Annotated in this window: 14 protein-coding genes and 4 pseudogenes; 7 read left to right on the top strand and 11 right to left on the bottom strand. The window is 61.2% G+C overall.

What is annotated here, in order from left to right; all coding sequences use genetic code 11:
• Positions 1-16 precede the first annotated feature (16 nt).
• A pseudogene (locus ACW4PC_RS03080) lies at positions 17-2,477 on the bottom strand (penicillin-binding protein 1A); the annotation flags it as partial.
• A 239-nt stretch (positions 2,478-2,716) separates the two neighbouring features.
• Entirely contained in the window at positions 2,717-4,000 is a 1,284-nt protein-coding gene (locus tag ACW4PC_RS03075) for an N-acetylmuramoyl-L-alanine amidase (protein WP_455872795.1), read from the bottom strand.
• Positions 4,001-4,606: 606 nt separating this feature from the next.
• Here ACW4PC_RS03075 and ACW4PC_RS03070 point away from each other — a divergent pair.
• Positions 4,607-7,432 carry an Rne/Rng family ribonuclease gene (locus ACW4PC_RS03070; protein ID WP_455872794.1) on the top strand — a complete coding sequence of 942 codons (2,826 nt, stop codon included), beginning with the start codon at positions 4,607-4,609 and terminating at the stop codon, positions 7,430-7,432.
• A 524-nt stretch (positions 7,433-7,956) separates the two neighbouring features.
• Here the strand turns inward: ACW4PC_RS03070 and ACW4PC_RS03065 are convergent.
• Positions 7,957-9,114 carry a pyridoxal phosphate-dependent aminotransferase gene (locus ACW4PC_RS03065; protein ID WP_455872793.1) on the bottom strand — a complete coding sequence of 386 codons (1,158 nt, stop codon included), beginning with the start codon at positions 9,112-9,114 and terminating at the stop codon, positions 7,957-7,959.
• Between the two features lie 210 nt (positions 9,115-9,324).
• On the opposite strand from ACW4PC_RS03065, the gene ACW4PC_RS03060 reads away from it, so the two are divergent.
• The 5 genes and pseudogenes from ACW4PC_RS03060 to aat all read left to right on the top strand — a co-directional run bounded on the left by ACW4PC_RS03060 (position 9,325) and on the right by aat (position 13,144).
• Entirely contained in the window at positions 9,325-10,083 is a 759-nt protein-coding gene (locus tag ACW4PC_RS03060; RefSeq protein ID WP_455872792.1) for a DsbA family protein, read from the top strand.
• Positions 10,084-10,228: 145 nt separating this feature from the next.
• Positions 10,229-10,666 carry a type II 3-dehydroquinate dehydratase gene (gene aroQ / locus ACW4PC_RS03055; protein WP_455872791.1) on the top strand — a complete coding sequence of 146 codons (438 nt, stop codon included), beginning with the start codon at positions 10,229-10,231 and terminating at the stop codon, positions 10,664-10,666.
• A gap of 20 nt (positions 10,667-10,686) precedes the next feature.
• A pseudogene (gene accB / locus ACW4PC_RS03050) lies at positions 10,687-11,165 on the top strand (acetyl-CoA carboxylase biotin carboxyl carrier protein).
• 10 nt (positions 11,166-11,175) lie between these two features.
• Positions 11,176-12,524: pseudogene (gene accC, locus ACW4PC_RS03045) on the top strand (acetyl-CoA carboxylase biotin carboxylase subunit).
• Between the two features lie 5 nt (positions 12,525-12,529).
• A complete protein-coding gene (aat, locus tag ACW4PC_RS03040) occupies positions 12,530-13,144 on the top strand; it encodes a leucyl/phenylalanyl-tRNA--protein transferase (protein ID WP_455872790.1) in 615 nt (204 codons plus the stop codon).
• A gap of 196 nt (positions 13,145-13,340) precedes the next feature.
• Here the strand turns inward: aat and ACW4PC_RS03035 are convergent, their stop codons facing one another.
• The 6 genes and pseudogenes from ACW4PC_RS03035 to ACW4PC_RS03010 all read right to left on the bottom strand — a co-directional run bounded on the left by ACW4PC_RS03035 (position 13,341) and on the right by ACW4PC_RS03010 (position 17,251).
• Complete coding sequence (locus ACW4PC_RS03035; RefSeq protein ID WP_022714877.1) at positions 13,341-13,772, bottom strand: DUF2155 domain-containing protein; 432 nt, start codon at positions 13,770-13,772, stop codon at positions 13,341-13,343.
• Positions 13,773-13,887: 115 nt separating this feature from the next.
• Positions 13,888-14,286: an NADH:ubiquinone oxidoreductase subunit NDUFA12 gene (locus tag ACW4PC_RS03030; protein WP_455872789.1), complete on the bottom strand. Its 399-nt coding sequence runs from the start codon at positions 14,284-14,286 to the stop codon at positions 13,888-13,890.
• A 102-nt stretch (positions 14,287-14,388) separates the two neighbouring features.
• Positions 14,389-14,565 carry a hypothetical protein gene (locus tag ACW4PC_RS03025; RefSeq protein WP_455872788.1) on the bottom strand — a complete coding sequence of 59 codons (177 nt, stop codon included), beginning with the start codon at positions 14,563-14,565 and terminating at the stop codon, positions 14,389-14,391.
• 68 nt (positions 14,566-14,633) lie between these two features.
• Complete coding sequence (locus ACW4PC_RS03020) at positions 14,634-15,137, bottom strand: N-acetyltransferase family protein (protein WP_455872787.1); 504 nt, start codon at positions 15,135-15,137, stop codon at positions 14,634-14,636.
• A gap of 5 nt (positions 15,138-15,142) precedes the next feature.
• Positions 15,143-16,654, bottom strand: a pseudogene (gene gatB / locus ACW4PC_RS03015) (Asp-tRNA(Asn)/Glu-tRNA(Gln) amidotransferase subunit GatB).
• A gap of 81 nt (positions 16,655-16,735) precedes the next feature.
• Positions 16,736-17,251 carry an N-acetyltransferase family protein gene (locus ACW4PC_RS03010; protein WP_455872786.1) on the bottom strand — a complete coding sequence of 172 codons (516 nt, stop codon included), beginning with the start codon at positions 17,249-17,251 and terminating at the stop codon, positions 16,736-16,738.
• 295 nt (positions 17,252-17,546) lie between these two features.
• Between ACW4PC_RS03010 and ACW4PC_RS03005 the strand changes: the two genes are divergently transcribed.
• Positions 17,547-17,804 carry a YjhX family toxin gene (locus ACW4PC_RS03005; RefSeq protein WP_455872785.1) on the top strand — a complete coding sequence of 86 codons (258 nt, stop codon included), beginning with the start codon at positions 17,547-17,549 and terminating at the stop codon, positions 17,802-17,804.
• A gap of 56 nt (positions 17,805-17,860) precedes the next feature.
• Here the strand turns inward: ACW4PC_RS03005 and ACW4PC_RS03000 are convergent, their stop codons facing one another.
• Together ACW4PC_RS03000 and gatA are read right to left on the bottom strand one after the other, a co-directional pair.
• A complete protein-coding gene (locus ACW4PC_RS03000) occupies positions 17,861-18,136 on the bottom strand; it encodes a hypothetical protein (protein WP_074067481.1) in 276 nt (91 codons plus the stop codon).
• A gap of 90 nt (positions 18,137-18,226) precedes the next feature.
• Positions 18,227-19,708: an Asp-tRNA(Asn)/Glu-tRNA(Gln) amidotransferase subunit GatA gene (gene gatA, locus ACW4PC_RS02995; RefSeq protein ID WP_455872784.1), complete on the bottom strand. Its 1,482-nt coding sequence runs from the start codon at positions 19,706-19,708 to the stop codon at positions 18,227-18,229.
• Positions 19,709-19,755 lie beyond the last annotated feature (47 nt).

Below are 19,755 nucleotides of genomic sequence, written 5' to 3'. Positions count from 1 at the left end.
GGATTAGGTTCAGTAGAAGGCCGCCTGCGCCAGACTGCACGGCCTGGTTCGCCTGCGGCGAGGTCTTCAGGATTTCCTCCGGCGCCATGGTGCTGTCCATGCCGATGACGGACAAGCTGTCGGCCGGGCCGGTGCCGGGCTTGAAGGCCTCGATGATGGTGTTCGGGTCGCCCTCGATCGCCGCCATGCCGGTCTTGCGGTCGATCGGGATCAGGTTCATGCCCTGCGGGATGACGAATTTCGATTCCGGCATCTCCTTGACGGCTGCCTGCATGAATTCGTTGAAGATCGGAGCCGCAGAGGCCGCCGCCCGTACCGCCGCGGCCAAGCGGCGCCGGATTGTCGAAGCCCATGTAGAGGCCGGCCACGAGGTCGGGCGTGAAGCCGACGAACCAGGCATCCTTCTCGTCGTTGGTGGTGCCGGTCTTGCCGGCCACGTCGCGCCGGCCGAGGTCGATCTTGCCGGCAGCAGTGCCGCGCGGTGATGACGCCCTGCATCATCGAGGTGATCTGATAGGCCGTCATCGGGTCGAGAACCTGCTCGCGGTTGTCGACGATGTTCGGCTCTTCCTGGTTCTGCCAGTCGCCGGCATTGCAGCTGTCGCAGAGGCGTTCCTCATGTCTGAAGATCGTCTTGCCGTAGCGGTCCTGGATGCGGTCGATCAGCGTCGGCTTGATCTGCTTGCCGCCGTTGGCGATCACCGAATAGGCCGAAACCATGCGCAACACGGTCGTCTCGCCGGAGCCGAGCGACATGGCAAGCAGCGCCAGCATCTTGTCGTAGATGCCGAAGCGCTCGGCATATTCGGCAACGATGTTCATGCCGAGGTCATTGGCGAGGCGCACGGTCATCAGGTTGCGCGAGTGCTCGATGCCGGAGCGCAGCGTCGACGGACCGTTGAACTCACCGCCGTAGTTTTCCGGCCTCCAGACCTGGCCGCCGGAGACGACCTCAATCGGCGCGTCCATGATCACCGAAGCCGGCGTGTAGCCGTTGTCCATGCGCCGCAGCATAGACGAACGGCTTGAACGAAGAGCCCGGCTGGCGCATCGCCTGCGTCGCGCGGTTGAATTCCGATTGCCCATAGGAAAAACCGCCTGCCATCGCAAGAACGCGGCCGGTCTTCGGGTCCATGGCAACGAAGCCCCCCTGAACCTTCGGCGGTTGGCGAAGACGGTAGGAGGTCGAGCCTTCGCCCCCAAGCCTGCTCGACATAGACGACGTCGCCCGGCGAAAGCACGCCTTCCGGCGACTTGGCCGTCTTGCGCTCGCCGCTCGAGGAGCGATAGGCCCACTGCATGTCCTTCGCCTCGATCGTGCCATGCTCGCGCTCGGCGGCAGCCTTTCCGGCACCGTCCCTGGCGGGCTGGAGGCCGATGTCGACTGCTTTCGGTGGAAACGGCAAGTACGACGGCGAAGCTGCCATTCGGGCACGTCGGAGAGTGCTGGGATTTCCGCGAGCGCCTTGCCCCAATCGGCGGTGGTGTCGATCGTCTTTAGCGGTCCATGGAAGCCGCGGCGTTCGTCGTAGGTCGATCAGGCCGTCCTGCAGCGCCTTGCGGGCGGCGAGCTGCATCTGCGGATCGAGCGAGGTGCGGACCGAAAGCCCGCCTTCGTAAAGCGCCTTTTCGCCATACTGGCCGATGAGCTGGCGGCGGACAGCCTCGGCGAAGTAATCCGAAGCAAAGAGCGAAGGGCCGTTGCTGCGGGCGGTCACGCCGAGCAGCTGCTTCTTGGCTTCCGCCCCGTCGCTCTGGCTCACATAGCCGTTTTCGACCATGCGGTCGATGACCCAGTTGCGGCGCTCCACCGCGGCATCCGGATGGCGGAAGGGATGATAGTTTGCCGGGCCTTTCGGCAGCGAGGCGAGATAGGCGGCTTCGGCAACGGTCAGTTCGGTGACCGACTTGTTGAAGTAGGTGAGTGCTGCCCCGGCGATGCCGTAGGAGTTCAGGCCGAAGAAGATCTCGTTCAGATAGAGCTCGAGGATCTTGTCCTTGCTGTAGGCCTGCTCGATGCGGAAGGAGAGGATCGCTTCCTTGATCTTGCGGTCGATCGTCTGGTCGGATGTCAGGAGGAAGTTCTTCGCCACCTGCTGGGTGATCGTCGAGGCGCCCACCGGACGGCGGCCGGAGCCGAAATTCTGCAGGTTGACGACGATGGCGCGCGCAAGGCCGCTCAAGTCGACGCCGGGATGGTTATAGAAATTCTTGTCTTCAGCCGAAAGGAAGGCCGCCTTGACGCGATCGGGAATCGCCTGGATCGGCAGGAAAAGACGCTTCTCCTTGGCATATTCGGCCATCAGCGCGCCGTTTCCGGCATGAACGCGGGTGGTGACCGGCGGCGCGTAGCTGTTCAGGACGGCGTAATCGGGGAGATCCTTCGCCACGTTTGCCAGGTAGACGGCAACGACGGCAGCAGCGCCGAGAAACAGGACGCACGCAATTCCGAAGAAATATCCAAGAAGTCTGATCATATTGAGCTACCGGTATTCCAAATTTTCAATCGGCGCAGGCGCTATATTTGCATGGAAGCGGGCGATTTGCACGTCGCGCGGGCTTACTCCATGAGCGCCATCGCGACAAGCCGTCCAACCCGCCTGTCGAAAAACATAGCGGCGAGTAACGGCCTGAATGTGAGCAAAATAGGGCTCCCCTGCCCCATTCACATGCTCCGCTTTGCTTTCGCCGCGGGTGTCACATCTCAGCCACGGCCTCAGCCGCCATTTGCAACCACGGAGGAGCGGTAGCGCTTGACGGCGTCGGTCAAAAGCTCGGCGATCTTCACCCGCCATTTCTCGTCGAGCAGCAGCTTTTCGTCTTCCGCGTTGGAGAGGAAGCCGAGTTCGAGCAGGATCGAGGGCACATCCGGCGCCCGCAGAACCTGGAAGCCCGCATGCCGATGCGGATTGTTGATCGTACTGATCTGATCCTTGAAGGAGCCGAGCACGCTTTCGGCCAGCGAGATCGAGAAGGCCTGGGTCTCGCGGCGCGTCAGGTCGAGCAGGATATCGGCCACCTCCGGCGGTTCGGCGGCGGTTTCCTTGCCGGCGATCTGATCGGACAGGTTTTCGCGCTCGGCAAGATCGGCTGCAAGCTTGTCGGAGGCCTTGTCCGAGATCGTATAAACCGTCGCGCCGCGGATATCCTTCTGCTTCAGCGTATCGGCGTGCAGCGAGATGAAGAGGCCAGCATGGTTCTGCCTGGCGATCTGCACGCGCTCGGCAAGCGACAGGAATTCATCCTCGCTGCGGGTGAGGAACGCCTTGATCCCATGCTCGCGGTTCAGCCGGTCGGTCAGCGCCTTGGCGAAGGCGAGCGTCACCTGCTTTTCCTCGGTCTTGGTATCGACGCCGATGGCGCCGGTATCGATGCCGCCATGGCCGGCGTCGACGGCGATGATGAAATCGCCGGGCTTTGCCGCCTCGGGTGCCGGCATTGCGTTCGCCGGCTGCGGACGGTCTGCCGGATCGCTCCAGGACTGCGCCTTGACGAGGGCCGCAAACTCCTCCTTGCCGGTCATCTCGGCATCGAGCACGAGGCGGTAGCCCCTGCCATCCTCGTCGGCCTGCACCTTGGCCGTCGCCAGCTTCACCGGCTTGACGGCGCTCAGCACGATGCGGGCGCTGCCTTCGTCCATCGTGCCGTAGCGGATGTCCTTGAAAAGCCCCCTCGCCGCCAGATCCTTGGCCTGGAATCCGAAAGCGGTCGCCGGCAGATCGACGACGATGCGCTCGGGATTGGCGATATAGTGGACCGAAAAACTCGGCTGCCGGTCGAAATCGATGACGACGCGGGTACGGGCGTCGTCGCCGATGATGCGTGCGCCATAGGCAAGCAACGCCTCGGGCTTCTTCTGATCGGCGGCAAGTGCGATGATGGCCTGGAGCGAAACCGCCGCCGCTGCGAGCACGCCTACGAATCTCACCTTCCGCTTGCCGGGTTCCCCCGCTGCGTGCCGCACCCTCTTAGACAATCGACCGCACACCCTATCTGTCATTGCAATGGATCCTTGCGGCCTAATGCACGCACCGCCCAGCTTTCAGCGCTTGCACGCCGCCGCCGAATCAGGACCGCTATTCCCCCATTGTCTATGCGTTTCGAAATCCATCAATATTATGGCGCATTTGGCTTTTCCCTTGCTATTGTGACAGAGAAACCATACAACGATTTTCAGGTTAGAAAGTGTTGACGGGATAGAGTCGCCGCGCGGCTGCCAACCCCACGAGGACCTGGCGCCACAACCGGCAATCGTCCGCCGTCTTACGCGCTTCTCTCCATGGTAAACTGGATCCTGAATTTTCCGGCGTATGCGGAAACTTCATCGGTGGATAGCCACCAAACGCTCTGAGGAGCAAACTCATCGGACCCCAAGGGGTCTTAAGTATTGTCGATCTCGCTTGGTCATAATGGTTTCGCAGCAGGTTTTATCCAAAGTCTACAGGCCCCGGGAGAATGATTTCCCCGCTGTTGCCTGGCTGCTGCTGTCCCGCCCGAACCAAGCGCGACTTTCATTATCCGGCGCACCCACGTTCGACCGCATGCCCCCTGTTATCAATACAGGCGGGAATGCGCGTCTGCGGCTGCGCCGAGGAGCACACCTTACATGGCAGACAAAATGCTTATCGACGCGTCTCACGAGGAAGAGACACGTGTCGTTGTCGTTCGCGGGAACCGTATAGAAGAATTTGACTTCGAGTCGCAGCACAAGAAGCAGATACGCGGCAACATCTATCTCGCAAAAGTAACGAGGGTCGAACCCTCGCTGCAGGCCGCTTTCGTCGATTACGGCGGCAACCGGCACGGCTTCCTGGCCTTTGCCGAAATCCATCCGGACTATTACCAGATCCCGCTGGCCGACCGTCAGGCTCTGCTTCGCGCCGAGGCCGAGGAGCACCGCCGAGACGACGATGTCGAGCATGTCGAAACCGCGCCGGTGAGTGACCTGTCGACCCAGGAGCAGCCCGACATCGGCATCGTGCCGAAGCAAGAGCCGGCCGCCGAAAAGGTTTCCGAAGACGCCGCTCCGGTTGAAGCAAGCGCTCCGGCCGCCGAAGAGGCTCCGGCCAAGAAGGCCAAGCCGCGCCGCAGCCGCAAGAAGGCCGTCGAAACCACCGCAACCGAAGATGCCGTCCCGACCGATGTCGAAGCACCTTCCGCCTCCGTCGTCGACAATGATGACGAAGGCCCCGTCGGCGGCAGCATGGCTGCTGCTGTCGAGACCGACTCGATCTCCGAAGACGTCGATTCCCGCCGCCGCGGCAATGACGACGATGACGACGACGACCATGAAGAGGAAGTGATCGAATCCGTCGGCGCCGAAGATGCGATGGAAGAGGTTCCGGACCGCGTGCAGCGCAAGCCGCGCAAGCAGTACCGCATTCAGGAAGTCATCAAGCGCCGCCAGATCCTGCTTGTGCAGGTCGCCAAGGAAGAGCGTGGCAACAAGGGCGCGGCGCTCACCACCTATCTCTCGCTCGCAGGCCGCTACTCGGTTCTGATGCCGAACACGGCTCGCGGCGGCGGCATTTCCCGGAAGATCACCAATCCGCAGGACCGCAAGCGTCTCAAGGAAATCGCCCGGATGCTCGAAGTCCCGCAGGGCATGGGCGTCATCCTGCGCACGGCCGGCGCCAACCGCACCAAGGTCGAGGTCAAGCGCGACTTCGAATATCTGATGCGCCTGTGGGAAAACGTCCGCACGCTGACGCTCGCATCCACCGCGCCCTGCCTCGTCTACGAGGAAGGCTCGCTCATCAAGCGCTCGATCCGCGACCTCTACAACAAGGACATCAGCGAAATCATCGTTTCCGGCGAGGAAGGCTATCGTGAAGCGAAAGACTTCATGAAGATGCTGATGCCGAGCCACGCCAAGGTGGTTCAGCCCTACCGCGACATCCATCCGATCTTCTCGCGCTCCGGCATCGAGGCCCAACTCGACCGCATGCTGCAGCCACAGGTGACGCTGAAGTCCGGCGGCTACCTGATCATGAACCAGACGGAAGCGCTCGTTTCGATCGACGTCAACTCCGGCCGCTCGACGCGTGAACATTCGATCGAGGACACCGCACTCCAGACGAATCTCGAGGCTGCCGATGAAGTCGCCCGCCAGCTTCGCCTGCGTGACCTTGCCGGTCTCATCGTCATCGACTTCATCGACATGGAAGAGAAGCGCAACAACCGCGCCGTCGAGAAGAAGCTGAAGGAATGCCTGAAGAACGACCGTGCCCGCATCCAGGTCGGCCGCATCTCGCATTTCGGCCTGCTCGAAATGTCCCGCCAGCGCATCCGCGCTTCCGTGCTTGAATCCACGACCCAGGTCTGCTCGCATTGCGGCGGTACCGGCCATGTGCGCTCGCAGTCCTCCGTCGCCTTGCATGTGCTGCGCGGCATCGAGGAATACCTGCTGAAGAACACGACGCACGACATCACCGTGCGCACCACGCCGGAAATCGCGCTCTACCTGCTCAACCACAAGCGCCAGTCGATCGTCGATTATGAAACCCGCTTCGGCGTCGCGATTGTCGTCGATGCCGATAGCGCAGTCGGCTCGCAGCATTTCGCAATCGATCGGGGCGAACCGGTCGAAAATCCGGTCAAGATCGAAACCCTCTTCAACTTCGCAGCCATCCCTGACGATGACGACGAAGATATCGTCATCGAGACGGAGGAGGAAGAAGACGAGGAGCTTGAAGAAAAGCCCGCAGCCGCCGAGCGCGCGCCCCAGCAGCGCGCCGAAGGTGATGGCGAAGGCAGCCGGAAGCGCAAGCGCCGCCGCCGCCGCCGTGGCCGCAATGGTGCCGGTGAGCAGATCGCTGCCCAAGATACCGTTTCCGGCGAAACCGGAAACGAGGATGAAGGCGACGAGGAGGGTAGCGAGGGCGATGATACAGCCGCAGCAACCTCCGAAACGGGGGCCGAAAGCGAAGAATCCCAGCGCCGCAAACGCCGGCGCCGCGGCAAACGTGGCGGACGCCGCAACCGCGAGGAAGGCGAAGAACTGAGCGCCGGCGCTGAAGCCGTCGACGAAAACGCCGCTGATGCCGGGGATGGCACCGAGGCCGAAACGCAGGCTGAGATCGTCGAGGCCGTTGCCGAAGAAGCCGCCGATGGCCAGCCGGCGATGGCAGCCGTCGAGTCCGGCGCATTTGTCACGGAAGCAAAGCCCGCAAAGGGCCGCAGCCGCCGCAAGGCCGCCGCGTCTCCCGTCGAAGAACCGGTTGCCGAAGCCGTACTTGCGGAAGCCGAAACGGCCGAAGCCTACGCCGATCTCGCGAGTCCGGCAGAGGACGAAGCCAAGCCGGTCCGCGCCAACCGCGAATCGAACATCTCCTCTTCGGCGACCCCGACGGTCAAATCCACGCGCAGCGAGGCCGATAATGACGGCAAGCCGAAAAAAGCCGGCTGGTGGCAACGCCGCGGCTTCTTCTGAGACGCCGACCCAGGATCATGAAGCGACAATCCGGCTGCGGCAACGCGGCCGGATTTTTTTTGTCCGCTCGTCTGGTTGCGCGAAAGATGTAGCAAGAGGCTCTCGCGAGGTTTGCCAGTTTGTATCAAGCTGCACAGCTGATCGACAAGCTCCGCCACGCCCCACGTGAAAACGTATCCTGGCGGGCTGCAAGCATTGCCTTATTTGCATTGTTGATTGATGCAAAATCCGATTGCCGCTGTCACATTTCCTTCATAAACCTACTCTGGTCGGTGGAGGTGTAGGAACGTGATTCAATCTATTTGGCCATATCGGCTGTTGGCATTTACAGTATTTGTATTGGCCTATCCACTTTCATTCGTCCTGCCACAGCACGCGGCAAATTCCAGCCCGTCCGAGCGGAACGCATGACGCAAGACGCGGGGTGAAACCCACCGCGTGAACGCGAGACCATGATTGCGATTTTGATTCAAGTACTTTCAAAATTCCTTTCGAAATCCTTGGCAAGCCTCGGAAATCAGACTCTATTTCAGCCAGACGCGGATGCGCTCCACGGCCTCGGCGATCTCGGCCTCGGAGCCCGCATAGGACATGCGCATCGTCCGGTTGCCCTCCAAGGGATCGAAGTCGAAGCCGGGTGTGGCGGCGACATCGATTTCCGCCAGCATGCGCTTGGCGAAGGCCATGCTGTCATTGGTGAAGCGGGTGACGTCGACATAGGCATAGAAGGCGCCGTCCATGGGCGAAGCGATCGAAAGCCCGATCTCGGGAAGACGCCGCATCAGGAAATCGCGGTTCCTGGCATAGCTTGCCCTATAGACATCGAGCTCCGCCGTTGCGTTGAGTGCCGCCGTCGCGGCGATCTGGGAAAGCTCCGGCGGCGAGATGTAGAGGCTTTGCGCCACGCGCTCGATCGGCCGGACCAGACGCTCCGGCAGCACCATCCAGCCGATGCGCCAGCCGGTCATGCAATAATATTTCGAGAAGGAGTTGATGACGATCGCCTCGCCGGTCAGCTCCAGCGCGCTCGTCTCCTCGCCGGCGAATGTCAGCCCGTGGTAGATTTCGTCGGAGATGAAGGCGATCGAGTTGGCGGCGCAATAATCGGCGAGCGCCTTCAGCGCCTCCCTGCCCGTCACCGTGCCCGTCGGATTGGCCGGGCTTGCAAGCAGTACGCCTTTCAGCCTCACGCCGCCTTCCTGCTGCGCCGCCTCCAGGCTTTCCGGCGTCAGCGTGAAATGCGTCTCGGCCGTCACCGGCACTTCAATAATCTTCAAGCCGAGCGCGCCGAGGATGTTGCGATAGGCCGGATAACCGGGCCTGGCGATCGCCACGGCATCGCCGGCATCGAAGAGCGAAAGAAAGGCAAGGTTGAAGCCCGCAGACGAGCCGGTGGTGACGGCGATCCGCAGCGGGTCGATGTCAAGCCCGTGCCGGTCGCGGTAGTGCTGAGCCAGCGCTTGCTTCAGCCGTGCGGTGCCGAGGGCGTCGGTATAGCCGACCCTGCCCTTGGCGAGCGCTGCGCGTGCCGCATCGAGCGCTGCCTGCGGCGCCGGATGGGAAGGCTGGCCGACCGCCATCGAAATGACCGGATGACCGCTTGCGCGCCGTCTGGTCGCCTCGGCGAGCACGTCCATGGCGTGGAAGGGTTCGACTTCGCTGCGTCTCGATATGGAAAACAAGGCTGCATATCTCCGGAAGTTCACTTGCGGCCAGACAATTGCCGCAATAATCGGCTCATCACAATCCCGCGATTGCGTCGCACCTGCGAAAAATCCTGTTTGAGGACGGGACCATGCGCCGTAATTTGGTGCTTCGCAGTTCTACCTGTTAACACGGCGATGATAAGATGCAGCAAATATCGCGCCCCATCCGCCGTAGACGAGGATAAAATGACCTTCTTCCCGAAAGCCTTCACCGCCCTTGCGCTCGCAGCGAGCGTTGCCCTGCCCCTTCCGGCGGCAGCCCTCGATGACGCGCAGAAGAAGGAGTTCGGCGAGTTCATCAAGGAATACCTGATCCAGAACCCCGAGATCATGATTGACGTTCAAAATGCCCTGCAGAAGAAGCAGGAAGAGGCTCGCCTCGTGAAAGCCAACAGGGCGATCGAAGACAACGAGAAGGAAATCTTCGACGCGAAATACGACGCGACCATCGGCAATCCGAAGGGCGACGTCACGATCGTCGAGTTCTTCGACTACAATTGCGGTTATTGCCGCCACGCTCTTTCAGACATGCAGACCATGCTCGAAAAAGACAAGAACGTCCGTTTCGTGCTGAAGGAACTTCCGATCCTCGGGCCGGAATCGGCTGCCGCTCACAAGGTCTCGGACGCCTTGCGAAAGCTTGCGCCTGAAAAATACGGCGAGTTCCACATCGCCCTGCTCGGCAGCGATGGACGGGCTGACGAAGAGAAGGCTCTCGGCGTTGCGGAATCGCTCGGCGTCAGCAAGGAGCAGATCCTCGCGGAGATGAAGAAGAGCCCGAGTGACGAGAGCGTTCAGAAGACCTATCAGCTTGCCCAGAACCTCGGCATCACCGGCACGCCGTCCTATGTGATCGGCAACGAGCTGGTGCAGGGCGCGGTCGGCTTCGACGACCTGGAGGCCAAGGTCAAGAACATGCGCGCCTGCGGCAAGACGAGCTGCTGAGGCCGCGCCCATCAATTCGCCAAAATCCAAGTGTTTCAGCCATGTGGACAAATATGGCACGATTCCGGCTGCCTTCCCCAAAGGGCTTTCAATCAAGGCATGGGGAGTCTTATAGGTGGCCCTCGTGCTTTTGACGGAACATTCGATGACGCAGACCATTTTCGTCCTGAACGGACCTAACCTGAATTTGCTGGGCACCAGAGAGCCCGGCATTTACGGCGGAAAGACGCTCACGGATATCGAGACGGATTGCAAGGCGGTGGGCGGCGAGCTCGGCTTGGAGATCGACTTCCGCCAGAGCAATCATGAAGGCGTCCTCATCGACTGGCTCCACGAGGCAAACGGCAAGGCGGCGGGCGTCATGCTCAATGCCGGCGCCTACACGCACACCTCGCTCGCACTGCACGATGCAATCCGCGCTATTTCCATTCCGGTGGTGGAACTCCATATCACCAACGTTCATGCTCGCGAAGAATTTCGCCACAAGTCGTTGATTGCGCCCGCTGTGAAGGGTGTCATCTGCGGTTTTGGCCCCCATAGCTATATCCTGGCGCTCCACGCGCTGAAGAACCTCACGGCATAAGAAGAAGACAGGGCACACTCATGGCTGAGACGAAAAAAGGTATCGATCAGGCGCTGATCCGCGATCTCGCAAACATCCTCAACGACACGGACCTGACGGAGATCGAGGTCGAGCAGGACGATCTGCGTATCCGCGTTTCGCGCGCCGGCAACACGCATTATGTCCAGGCGCCGATTGGTGTTCCTGCCTATGCTGCAGCCGCGTCTTCCGCAGCCGCACCGCAGCCTGCTCCTGCTGCTCCGGCCGCCGCAGTGCGTAACCCGGCCAACACCATCAACGCGCCGATGGTCGGCACTGTCTACATGGCTCCGGCTCCCGGCGCCCGTGCCTTCATCGAAGTCGGCGCGACCGGTCAAGGAAGGCCAAACGCTTCTCATCATCGAAGCAATGAAGACGATGAACCAGATCCCATCTCCGCAAGTCCGGTAAGGTCACGGAGATCCTCGTCGAGGATGGTCAGCCCGTCGAATATGGCCAACTCCTCGTCGTCATCGAATAAGGCAGGCGTCATGGTCTCCAAAATCCTCATAGCCAATCGCGGGGAAATCGCGCTGCGCGTGCTGCGCGCCTGCAAGGAGCTCGGCATTCCCTGACGTCGTGGTTCACTCCACCGCCGATGCCGATGCCATGCATGTGCGCCTTGCCGACGAGAGCGTCTGCATTGGCCCGCCGCCCTCGCGCGATAGCTATCTGAACATCCATCAGATCGTTGCCGCCTGCGAAATCACCGGTGCGGATGCCGTGCATCCGGGCTATGGCTTCCTTTCGGAAAATGCCAAGTTCGCGGACATCCTCGATGCCCACGACATCACCTTCATCGGTCCGACGGCGGACCATATCCGCATCATGGGCGACAAGATCACCGCCAAGACGACCGCGCTGGAACTCGGCATCCCGGTTGTTCCAGGCTCGGACGGCGAAGTGAAGACCGAGGAAGATGCGATCAAGACGGCAGCCTTGATCGGCTATCCGGTGCTCATCAAGGCAACGGCAGGCGGTGGCGGCCGCGGCATGAAGGTCGCAAAATCCGAGGCCGACCTCATCGAGGCTTGGTCGACGGCACGCGCGGAAGCGGCGGCGGCCTTCGGCAACGACGCCGTCTACATGGAAAAGTATCTCGGCAAGCCGCGCCACATCGAAATCCAGGTGTTTGGCGACGGTGAAGGCAATGCGATCCACCTTGGCGAACGTGACTGCTCGCTACAGCGCCGTCACCAGAAAGTCTGGGAAGAGGCAAACTCGCCGGCGCTCAACGTCGAGCAGCGCATGAAGATCGGCCAGATCTGCGCCGACGCCATGACAGAAGCTGAAGTATCGCGGCGCCGGCACGATCGAATTCCTCTACGAAAACGGCGAATTCTATTTCATCGAAATGAACACCCGCCTGCAGGTGGAGCATCCGATCACCGAAGCGATCACCGGCATCGATCTCGTGCATGAGCAGATCCGCGTCGCCTCCGGCCGCGGCCTCTCCGTCACGCAGGAAGAGGTCACCTTCGAGGGTCACGCCATCGAATGCCGCATCAATGCCGAGGACCCGCGCACTTTCGTGCCTTCGCCCGGCACGATCACGCATTTCCATGCGCCGGGCGGCCTCGGTGTGCGCATCGATAGCGGCGCCTATCAGGGCTACAAGATCCCGCCCTACTATGATAGCCTCATCGGCAAGCTCATCGTGCATGGACGTACCCGCGTCGAATGCATGATGCGTCTGCGCCGTGCTCTTGACGAATTCGTCGTCGACGGCATCAAGACGACGCTACCACTGTTCCAGGATCTCGTGTCCAATCAGGATATCGCCAACGGCGACTATGATATCCACTGGCTGGAACACTACCTGGCCAACCATCCGGCATAACGGAAATGGCAGGCTCGCGCAGGAAGTCCCCAGGCATTACCCCGGAGATTCTCCTGCGCGCCTATTCCATCGGCCTCTTCCCGATGGCCGAATCCGCCGACGATCCGGAGATCTTCTGGGTCGAGCCGGAGCTTCGCGGCGTGCTGCCGCTCGACAACTTCCATGTCTCTAAAAGCCTTGCGAAGACTATCCGCAGGCAGCCCTTCGATATCCGCTTTGATCATGATTTCGATGCCGTGATCGCGGCCTGTGCCGAGGCGACCTCCGACCGTCCGAGCACCTGGATAAACCATACGATCAGATCACTCTATTCGACGCTCCACCGCATGGGCCATGCCCATTCCGTCGAAGCATGGCGCGACGATGAACTGGTCGGCGGCCTCTATGGCGTCTCGCTCGGTTCCGCGTTCTTCGGCGAAAGCATGTTCTCCCGCCGCACCGATGCCTCGAAGATCTGTCTCGTTCATCTGGTTGCGCGTCTGCGCGACAAAGACTTCACCCTGCTCGACACGCAATTCACCACCGAGCATCTGAAGACCTTCGGCGCCATCGACGTGCCCAAGGACGACTATGCGGCGATGCTCGCCGCGGCGATGGATTCACCGCACCTGAAGTTTTGAGGGCTGCGGCAAGCGTCTTTCCCGCGCCCGCCCTCGCCCTTTGAGGGTCGCTTCGCTCTCGCCTCAGGGTGAAGGCTTCTCACGGCGTCGGCGCTTGGCAAATATCGGTGCTGCCTCCATCCTCATTTTGAGGGGGAAGCCCACACGGCGTATCCTCGAACGACGAGGATGGCCACGCTGCTCATGAAATGGAACGCTACTTCGCCGCGCCTTCGGGCGCCGGCACCTCGGACTGCGCCTTGCAGTCCTTCAGCCAGACGTCATAAATCGGGTGTTCCACAGCGTTGAGGCCGGGGCTGTCTGCGAACATCCAGCCGGTGAAGATGCGGCGGATCTTTCGGTCAAGGGTGATCTCGTCGACTTCGACGAAACCGTCGATCTTCTGGGCTTCCGCCTGGTCGCGCGAATAGCAGGCCTTCGGCGTGACCTGAAGCGCGCCGAACTGCACGGTCTCGTTGACATAGACGTCGAAGGTGGTGATGCGGCCGGTGATTTTGTCGAGGCCGGAGAAGACGGCAACGGGATTGTCGATGCGTGCGGCAGACGCCGCCTGCGGCAAGAAGGAAGAACCAAGCGCCAGGGCAAACCCAGCAGCACGCAGGACATGATTCCGCGTGAAAAGCTTCATATCTACCCGTCTCCAGCGCATTTCAGATCAAGGCCGCAGCTCCTGCGACCAATCTGCGGGTAAAGGTCAATTGTGGCCAAAAGCCGGGCCGGACGGCTCGCCTGGCACAGAGACATCAGTTGCCGGGCGTCCAGGCGTCGTAGTCGCCGGTCACCCGCGGGCGCTCGCCGGCAACGGTAAGCGAGCCCGGCGGGCGGTACGCCTGCGCAGAGCCGGTGAGGTTGGGACGGTGCGTCTTCTGCCATTCCTTGGCGACGTAGTTTTCCTTCGACGGCGGAACATCGGTGCGGTGGTGCATCCAACCGTGCCAGCCCGGGGGGATGGCGGAGGCTTCGGCATATCCCTTGTAGATCACCCAGCGCTTCGGCAGGCCGTAGGAGGACATGCCGCCTTCATAGTAGACGTTGCCGAATTCATCCTCACCGACGCGCTTGCCGAAACGCCAGGTCGCAAAACGCGTGCCCAGCGTCTGGCCGTTCCACCAGGTGAAGATTTGCAAAAGAAGGTTCTTCATGTCTTTTCCTTGTGCTTGCCGAAGGCGAGCGGGACTGGAATTCGTTCTTCGCTTATGCCGCCGGAACGCTGGATTGTCCAGCGATTCCCATCGGGCGAAACCTCATTTCAGGGCCGTCTTGAAGCCCAAATGCGACGGCTTGAAACTGAGGCGCTTGGAGAAACGATGCCCATCCCGGCGCTTGGCGTTGGAGATCAATTGCAGGTGCGAAAGGCCGCGGCCTTTTGCCTCGCCGACGTAGAATTCGATTATCTGCGCACCAATTCCGCTGCCGCGCATGTCGCCACGTGTCTGAAAGGCCGCCTTCGCGTGCCTCGCGGATCTCAACTTTGGCCATCGTTGCCGGTTCAATGGGTTTCGAGCTGCTTTTCGAGGATCAGCGTCGCGATCCCCGATTGGCCCGGTCCGTCGTTTTCGTTGCGGCCGGCGTCGGCAAAACCGTGCGCGTGATAGAAGGCAATCGCCTTTTCGTTCCTTGGCTCGACCTCCAGACGCATGATCTCTGCATCCGGAAAGCAGGTCTCGAGCTCGGCGAAGATTTGTCGTCCGATGCCCTGGCGATGCAGCGACGGCCGCACGTAAAGCAAATGCAGCATAACCGTCTTCGTTCTCTCGTCCGACATGGCGGCATAGCCAATGCCGCCCACGGCCTTGCCGTTGTCGGCGACGAGGAATTCCGCGTTCTTCTTCGCCAGCCGCGCCTGGAGCGCTGCTGGAGAAAACAGGTGCGCCATCAGCTCGCTCACCTTCGCCTCGCCATAGAGATCGGCATAGGCGGAACGAAACGCCTCGACCAGCAGGGCGCGGACCTTGTCGAGGTCCCGCTCGCTTGCCGTGCGCACGAAATACACGGCCCCTACTCCTCGATTCCGAGCTTGGCCTTGACCGAGCGCCTGGACGGCCTGCGGATTGGCCTTGCCGCCGGTTGCCTTCATCACCTGGCCGACGAACCAGCCGGCAAGCGTCGGCTTTGCCTGAACCTTGGCCACCTGATCCGGGTTGGCGGCGATGATCTCGTCGACGGCCTTTTCGATGGCGCCGGTATCGGTCACCTGCTTCATGCCGCGGGCTTCGACGATCTCAACCGGATCGCCGCCTTCGTTCGAGCACGATCTCGAAGAGGTCCTTGGCAATCTTGCCGGAGATGGTCTCGGCCTTAATGAGATCGATGATCGCGCCCAGCTGAGCCGGCGAAACCGGCGTCTCTTCGATGTCCTTGCCGGTCCTGTTCAAGGCGCCGAGCAGGTCGTTGATGACCCAGTTTGCAGCCGTCTTGCCGTCGCGGCCTTCGGCCACGGCCTCGAAATAATCGGCAATCGCCTTTTCGGAGACCAGCACCGAAGCGTCGTAGACCGAAAGCCCGAGTTCGCGGACGAAGCGCTCCTTCTTGTCGTCCGGCAGCTCCGGCAGGTAGGCTGCAAGATCCTTGATGAAGCCATCGTCGAATTCGAGCGGCAGCAGGTCCGGATCGGGGAAGTAGCGATAATCATGCGCTTCTTCCTTGGAACGCATGGAGCGCGTTTCGCCCTTGTTCGCGTCAAAAAGGCGGGTTTCCTGATCAATCGTACCGCCGTCCTCCAGGATGCCGATCTGGCGGCGGGCTTCGTATTCGATCGCCTGGCCGATGAAGCGGATGGAATTGACGTTCTTGATCTCGCAGCGCGTGCCGAAGGGTTCGCCGGGGCGGCGGACGGAGACGTTGACGTCGGCGCGCATCGAGCCTTCGTCCATGTTGCCGTCGCAGGTGCCGAGATATCGCACGATCGAGCGAAGCTTCGTCATGTAGGCCTTCGCCTCGTCCGACGAGCGCATATCGGGCTTCGAGACAATTTCCATCAGCGCGACGCCGGAGCGATTGAGGTCGACGTAGGACATCGTCGCATGCTGGTCGTGCATCGACTTGCCGGCATCCTGTTCGAGATGCAGGCGCTCGATGCCGATCTCGATATCCTCGAACTGGCCTTGGCGGTCGGGACCAAGCGAAATGATCGATCGTGCCTTCGCCGACGATCGGATCCTTGTACTGCGAGATCTGATAGCCCTGCGGCAGGTCGGGATAGAAATAGTTCTTGCGGTCGAAGACCGAACGTTTGTTGATCTGAGCCTTCAGACCGAGGCCGGTGCGCACCGCCTGGCTTGACGCATTCACTCGTTGATGACCGGCAGCATGCCGGGCATGGCGGCATCGACGAGCGAGACGTTCGAATTGTTGCGGCTGGTGCCGAATTCCGTCGAGGCGCCAGAGAAGAGCTTCGCATTCGACAGTCACCTGCGCATGGACTTCCATGCCGATGATGACTTCCCAATCGCCGGTGGCGCCGGGAATGAAGCGTTTCGGATCAGGCGTGCGAACGTCGACAATGGTCATTTGATGCTCTTTGGAGGCTGTTCTTTTCAACTGGTGAGGTAAAGGAAATGGTCTGCCGGTGCAAGGCTTTCGGCACGTCAGTCAGAAGCTAGAGCCAGGCCCGTAGCTAGCGTCGCCCTCGGTTTCCAGGTCCTTCGCCAATCCGACCGATGGTACGTCGCGGTCGAGCTTCGGATTATAGGCGATTGAAAGCCAGTGGATGGCGTAACCGTGCTTCTGGAAAAAGCTGATCGCCTCGGTATTTCCCGAATGCGTTTGCATTGCCGCCTTCGCGAAACCCTGCTCGGTGATGTCCTTTTCGATCTCTTCCAGAAGTGCAGAGCCGAGGCCTTGGCGGGTATAGGCTGGATCGATCCAGAAATCGGATATTGTCTCGTCCAGGTGTTCGCGCGCCGCCCAGCCGGCAACAATACCGTTGAGCTCGATCACCGTGATCGTCAGCCATGTGACTTGCGTAAAATTGACGAAGGCACTGCGCGCCGCATCCAGCAGCGCGTCCGACTCGCCCATTGCCGTCATCGCCTTTTGCCAGGCTCTGAGGCCGATCTCACTCAAAAGGTCCGCTTCGCCCTCGCGGGCATTGCGAATGTGGATCAATGGCACCTCCGCTCAACGCTTTCAGTAGAACACCGAATCGGTGGTTTTTCCAATGATTTGCGCGCTCGTGCCATCGTTATCAGCCGATTTTCGGAAGCCCGGCGCCTGCTTGACCTCCTGTTCGAGGCGAGCTACCAAGTCCTTATGTTGAGCCACTCTCAGACCCGGTAAAGGCCCTGCCTGCAAGCCTGCTTGCGCGCATGGGCCAGAAAAAAACGAAGCCCCGGCGCTCGCCTCGAACGCCGGATCGTTTTTTTACGCGCTTTTTCGGCGCGAAGACCGGATCAACATTCAAATGGACATTTCCCGCACGGAGCAGCGCATCCTGCACCTATTGGCCCAGGGCGGCCGCATCGAAATCACACGCGACGAAAAGAAAAAGATCGAAAAACTGCAGCTCTATACCCGCGAAGGCTGGGTCTTCTCCGGCCTTGACCTGATCACCTTCCGCAAACTCAAAAAGAAGAAGGCGATCAGATCTTCGAGCGGTAAGCCCTACAGCATCACGGAGCGCGGCTTGGTGCTGGTAAGAGCCGAGCAGGATAATCGATAGTTTCGCAGCATCATCCAAGCCGCGTGTCGTGATCGGCGCGCGGCCTTGGGGCGATGTTAGAGCTGCGCCGAAAGCTCTGCCCTCATCGCCGACCACTCTTCAGCCACGGTACCAGCTGCGCGCTTCTTACCCGCGCGTCGGTACCAGTAATCAGCATTCCAGTCGTCGCCTTCGATGCGATGGCAAAGGGCATGACCCCAGTCGAAGGGCTTTTCACCCTCGTGGGCCTGGCAGATTTCGTGCACGGCCTGCCAGTCTGCGCCCATGTGAAAACCGCCGGCCGCGAGACGATCGAATGCCTGGATCAACGGCGCGAGATCTGTCTTGTCCATGAAGCCTCCTTGCGCCGCAGCTATTGACGACTGAGCACAATCTCAAGATGCATCTTATCGGAAGCCGTCATCTTGCAGATGATGAGCCCGTTACCACCACTTCGCCGGCGTGAACCTGCCCGCGGCCTGTTCGATGACATGCGCGGTCTTGAAGAGGGTCTCTTCATCGAAGGGCTTGCCGATGAGCTGGAGGCCGAGCGGCAGGCCTTTGTGGTCGAGGCCGGCAGGCACGGCGATGCCCGGGAGGCCCGCCATGTTGACCGTCACGGTGAAGATGTCGTTCAAGTACATCTTGACCGGGTCGGAGGCGAGGTTCTCGTCGGCGATGCCGAAGGCCGAGGACGGGGTGGCGGGCGTCAGGATAGCGTCGACGCCGGCGTCGAAGGCGAGTTCGAAGTCGCGCTTGATCAGCGTGCGGACCTTCTGGGCGCGCAGGTAATAGGCGTCGTAGTAGCCGGCCGACAGCACGTAGGTGCCGATCATGATGCGGCGTTTGACTTCGTTGCCGAAGCCCGCGGCGCGGGTCTTCTCGTACATGTCGACGATATCCTTGCCGTCGACGCGCAAGCCGTAGCGCACGCCGTCGTAGCGGGCGAGGTTCGAGGAGGCTTCGGCCGGAGCCACGATGTAATAGGCCGGCAGCGCGTATTTGGTATGCGGCAGCGAGATGTTGACGATCTCGGCGCCGGCGTCCTTCAGCCAGGCGATGCCCTGCTGCCAGAGGGTCTCGATTTCTTCCGGCATGCCGTCGACGCGGTATTCGTTCGGAATGCCGATCTTCATGCCCTTCAGCGACTTGCCGAGCGAGGCTTCGTAATCCGGCACCGGCAGGTCGACGCAGGTCGTGTCCTTCGCATCGACACTTGCCATCGACTTCAACAGGATCGCGGCATCGCGCACGTCGCGGGCGATCGGGCCGGCCTGATCGAGCGAGGATGCGAAGGCGACCGTGCCCCAGCGCGAGCAGCGGCCATAGGTCGGCTTGATGCCGACGGTGCCGGTGAAGGCGGCCGGCTGGCGGATCGAACCGCCGGTATCGGTGGCGGTGGCGCCGGCGCAAAGATGGGCCGCAACCGCCGCCGCCGAGCCGCCCGATGAGCCGCCCGGAACGAGCTGCTGGTTCGTGCCCGCCGCACGCCACGGATTGATGACCGCGCCGTAGTGCGAGGTCTCGTTGGAGGAGCCCATGGCGAACTCGTCCATGTTCAGCTTGCCGAGCATGACGGCGCCGTCGTCCCAAAGGTTCTGGGTGACGGTCGATTCGTAGCGCGGCTCGAAGCCGTCGAGGATGTGGCTGCAAGCCTGGGTGTGGACGCCAACGGTCGCAAAGAGGTCCTTGATGCCGAGGGGGATTCCTTCGAGATCGCCGGCCTGGCCTGCGGCGATGCGCTCGTCGGATTTCTTCGCCATGACGCGGGCGAGATCGGGCGTGACTTTGATATAGGCGTTCAGCCGGTCATTGGCCGCATCGATAGCCGAAATATAGGCTTCCGTCAGTTCGGTCGCGGTGATCTCCTTGGCGCGCAGCTTTTCGCGGGATTCGGCAATGGTCAGGCTGGTGAGTTCGCTCATCGTGTTCGCTCGGATTATTGAATTGGCAACGGGGTCGGAAAAAGCGC

This window comes from Rhizobium yanglingense, from assembly GCF_977109285.1.
The sequence above is the reverse complement of the archived record's forward strand: the minus strand, read 5'-3'. Positions and strand labels throughout refer to the sequence as shown.

Coding starts and splice junctions, on each gene's coding strand:
- ACW4PC_RS03030 (WP_455872789.1), bottom strand. CDS start 14,286: ATGAAGAACCTTCTTTTGCAAATCTTCACCTGGTGGAACGGCCAGACG.
- ACW4PC_RS03075 (WP_455872795.1), bottom strand. CDS start 4,000: ATGACAGATAGGGTGTGCGGTCGATTGTCTAAGAGGGTGCGGCACGCA.
- aroQ (WP_455872791.1), top strand. CDS start 10,229: ATGACGCAGACCATTTTCGTCCTGAACGGACCTAACCTGAATTTGCTG.
- ACW4PC_RS03060 (WP_455872792.1), top strand. CDS start 9,325: ATGACCTTCTTCCCGAAAGCCTTCACCGCCCTTGCGCTCGCAGCGAGC.
- ACW4PC_RS03000 (WP_074067481.1), bottom strand. CDS start 18,136: ATGGACAAGACAGATCTCGCGCCGTTGATCCAGGCATTCGATCGTCTC.
- ACW4PC_RS03005 (WP_455872785.1), top strand. CDS start 17,547: ATGGACATTTCCCGCACGGAGCAGCGCATCCTGCACCTATTGGCCCAG.
- aat (WP_455872790.1), top strand. CDS start 12,530: ATGGCAGGCTCGCGCAGGAAGTCCCCAGGCATTACCCCGGAGATTCTC.
- ACW4PC_RS03070 (WP_455872794.1), top strand. CDS start 4,607: ATGGCAGACAAAATGCTTATCGACGCGTCTCACGAGGAAGAGACACGT.
- ACW4PC_RS03025 (WP_455872788.1), bottom strand. CDS start 14,565: ATGCGCGGCAGCGGAATTGGTGCGCAGATAATCGAATTCTACGTCGGC.
- ACW4PC_RS03035 (WP_022714877.1), bottom strand. CDS start 13,772: ATGAAGCTTTTCACGCGGAATCATGTCCTGCGTGCTGCTGGGTTTGCC.
- gatA (WP_455872784.1), bottom strand. CDS start 19,708: ATGAGCGAACTCACCAGCCTGACCATTGCCGAATCCCGCGAAAAGCTG.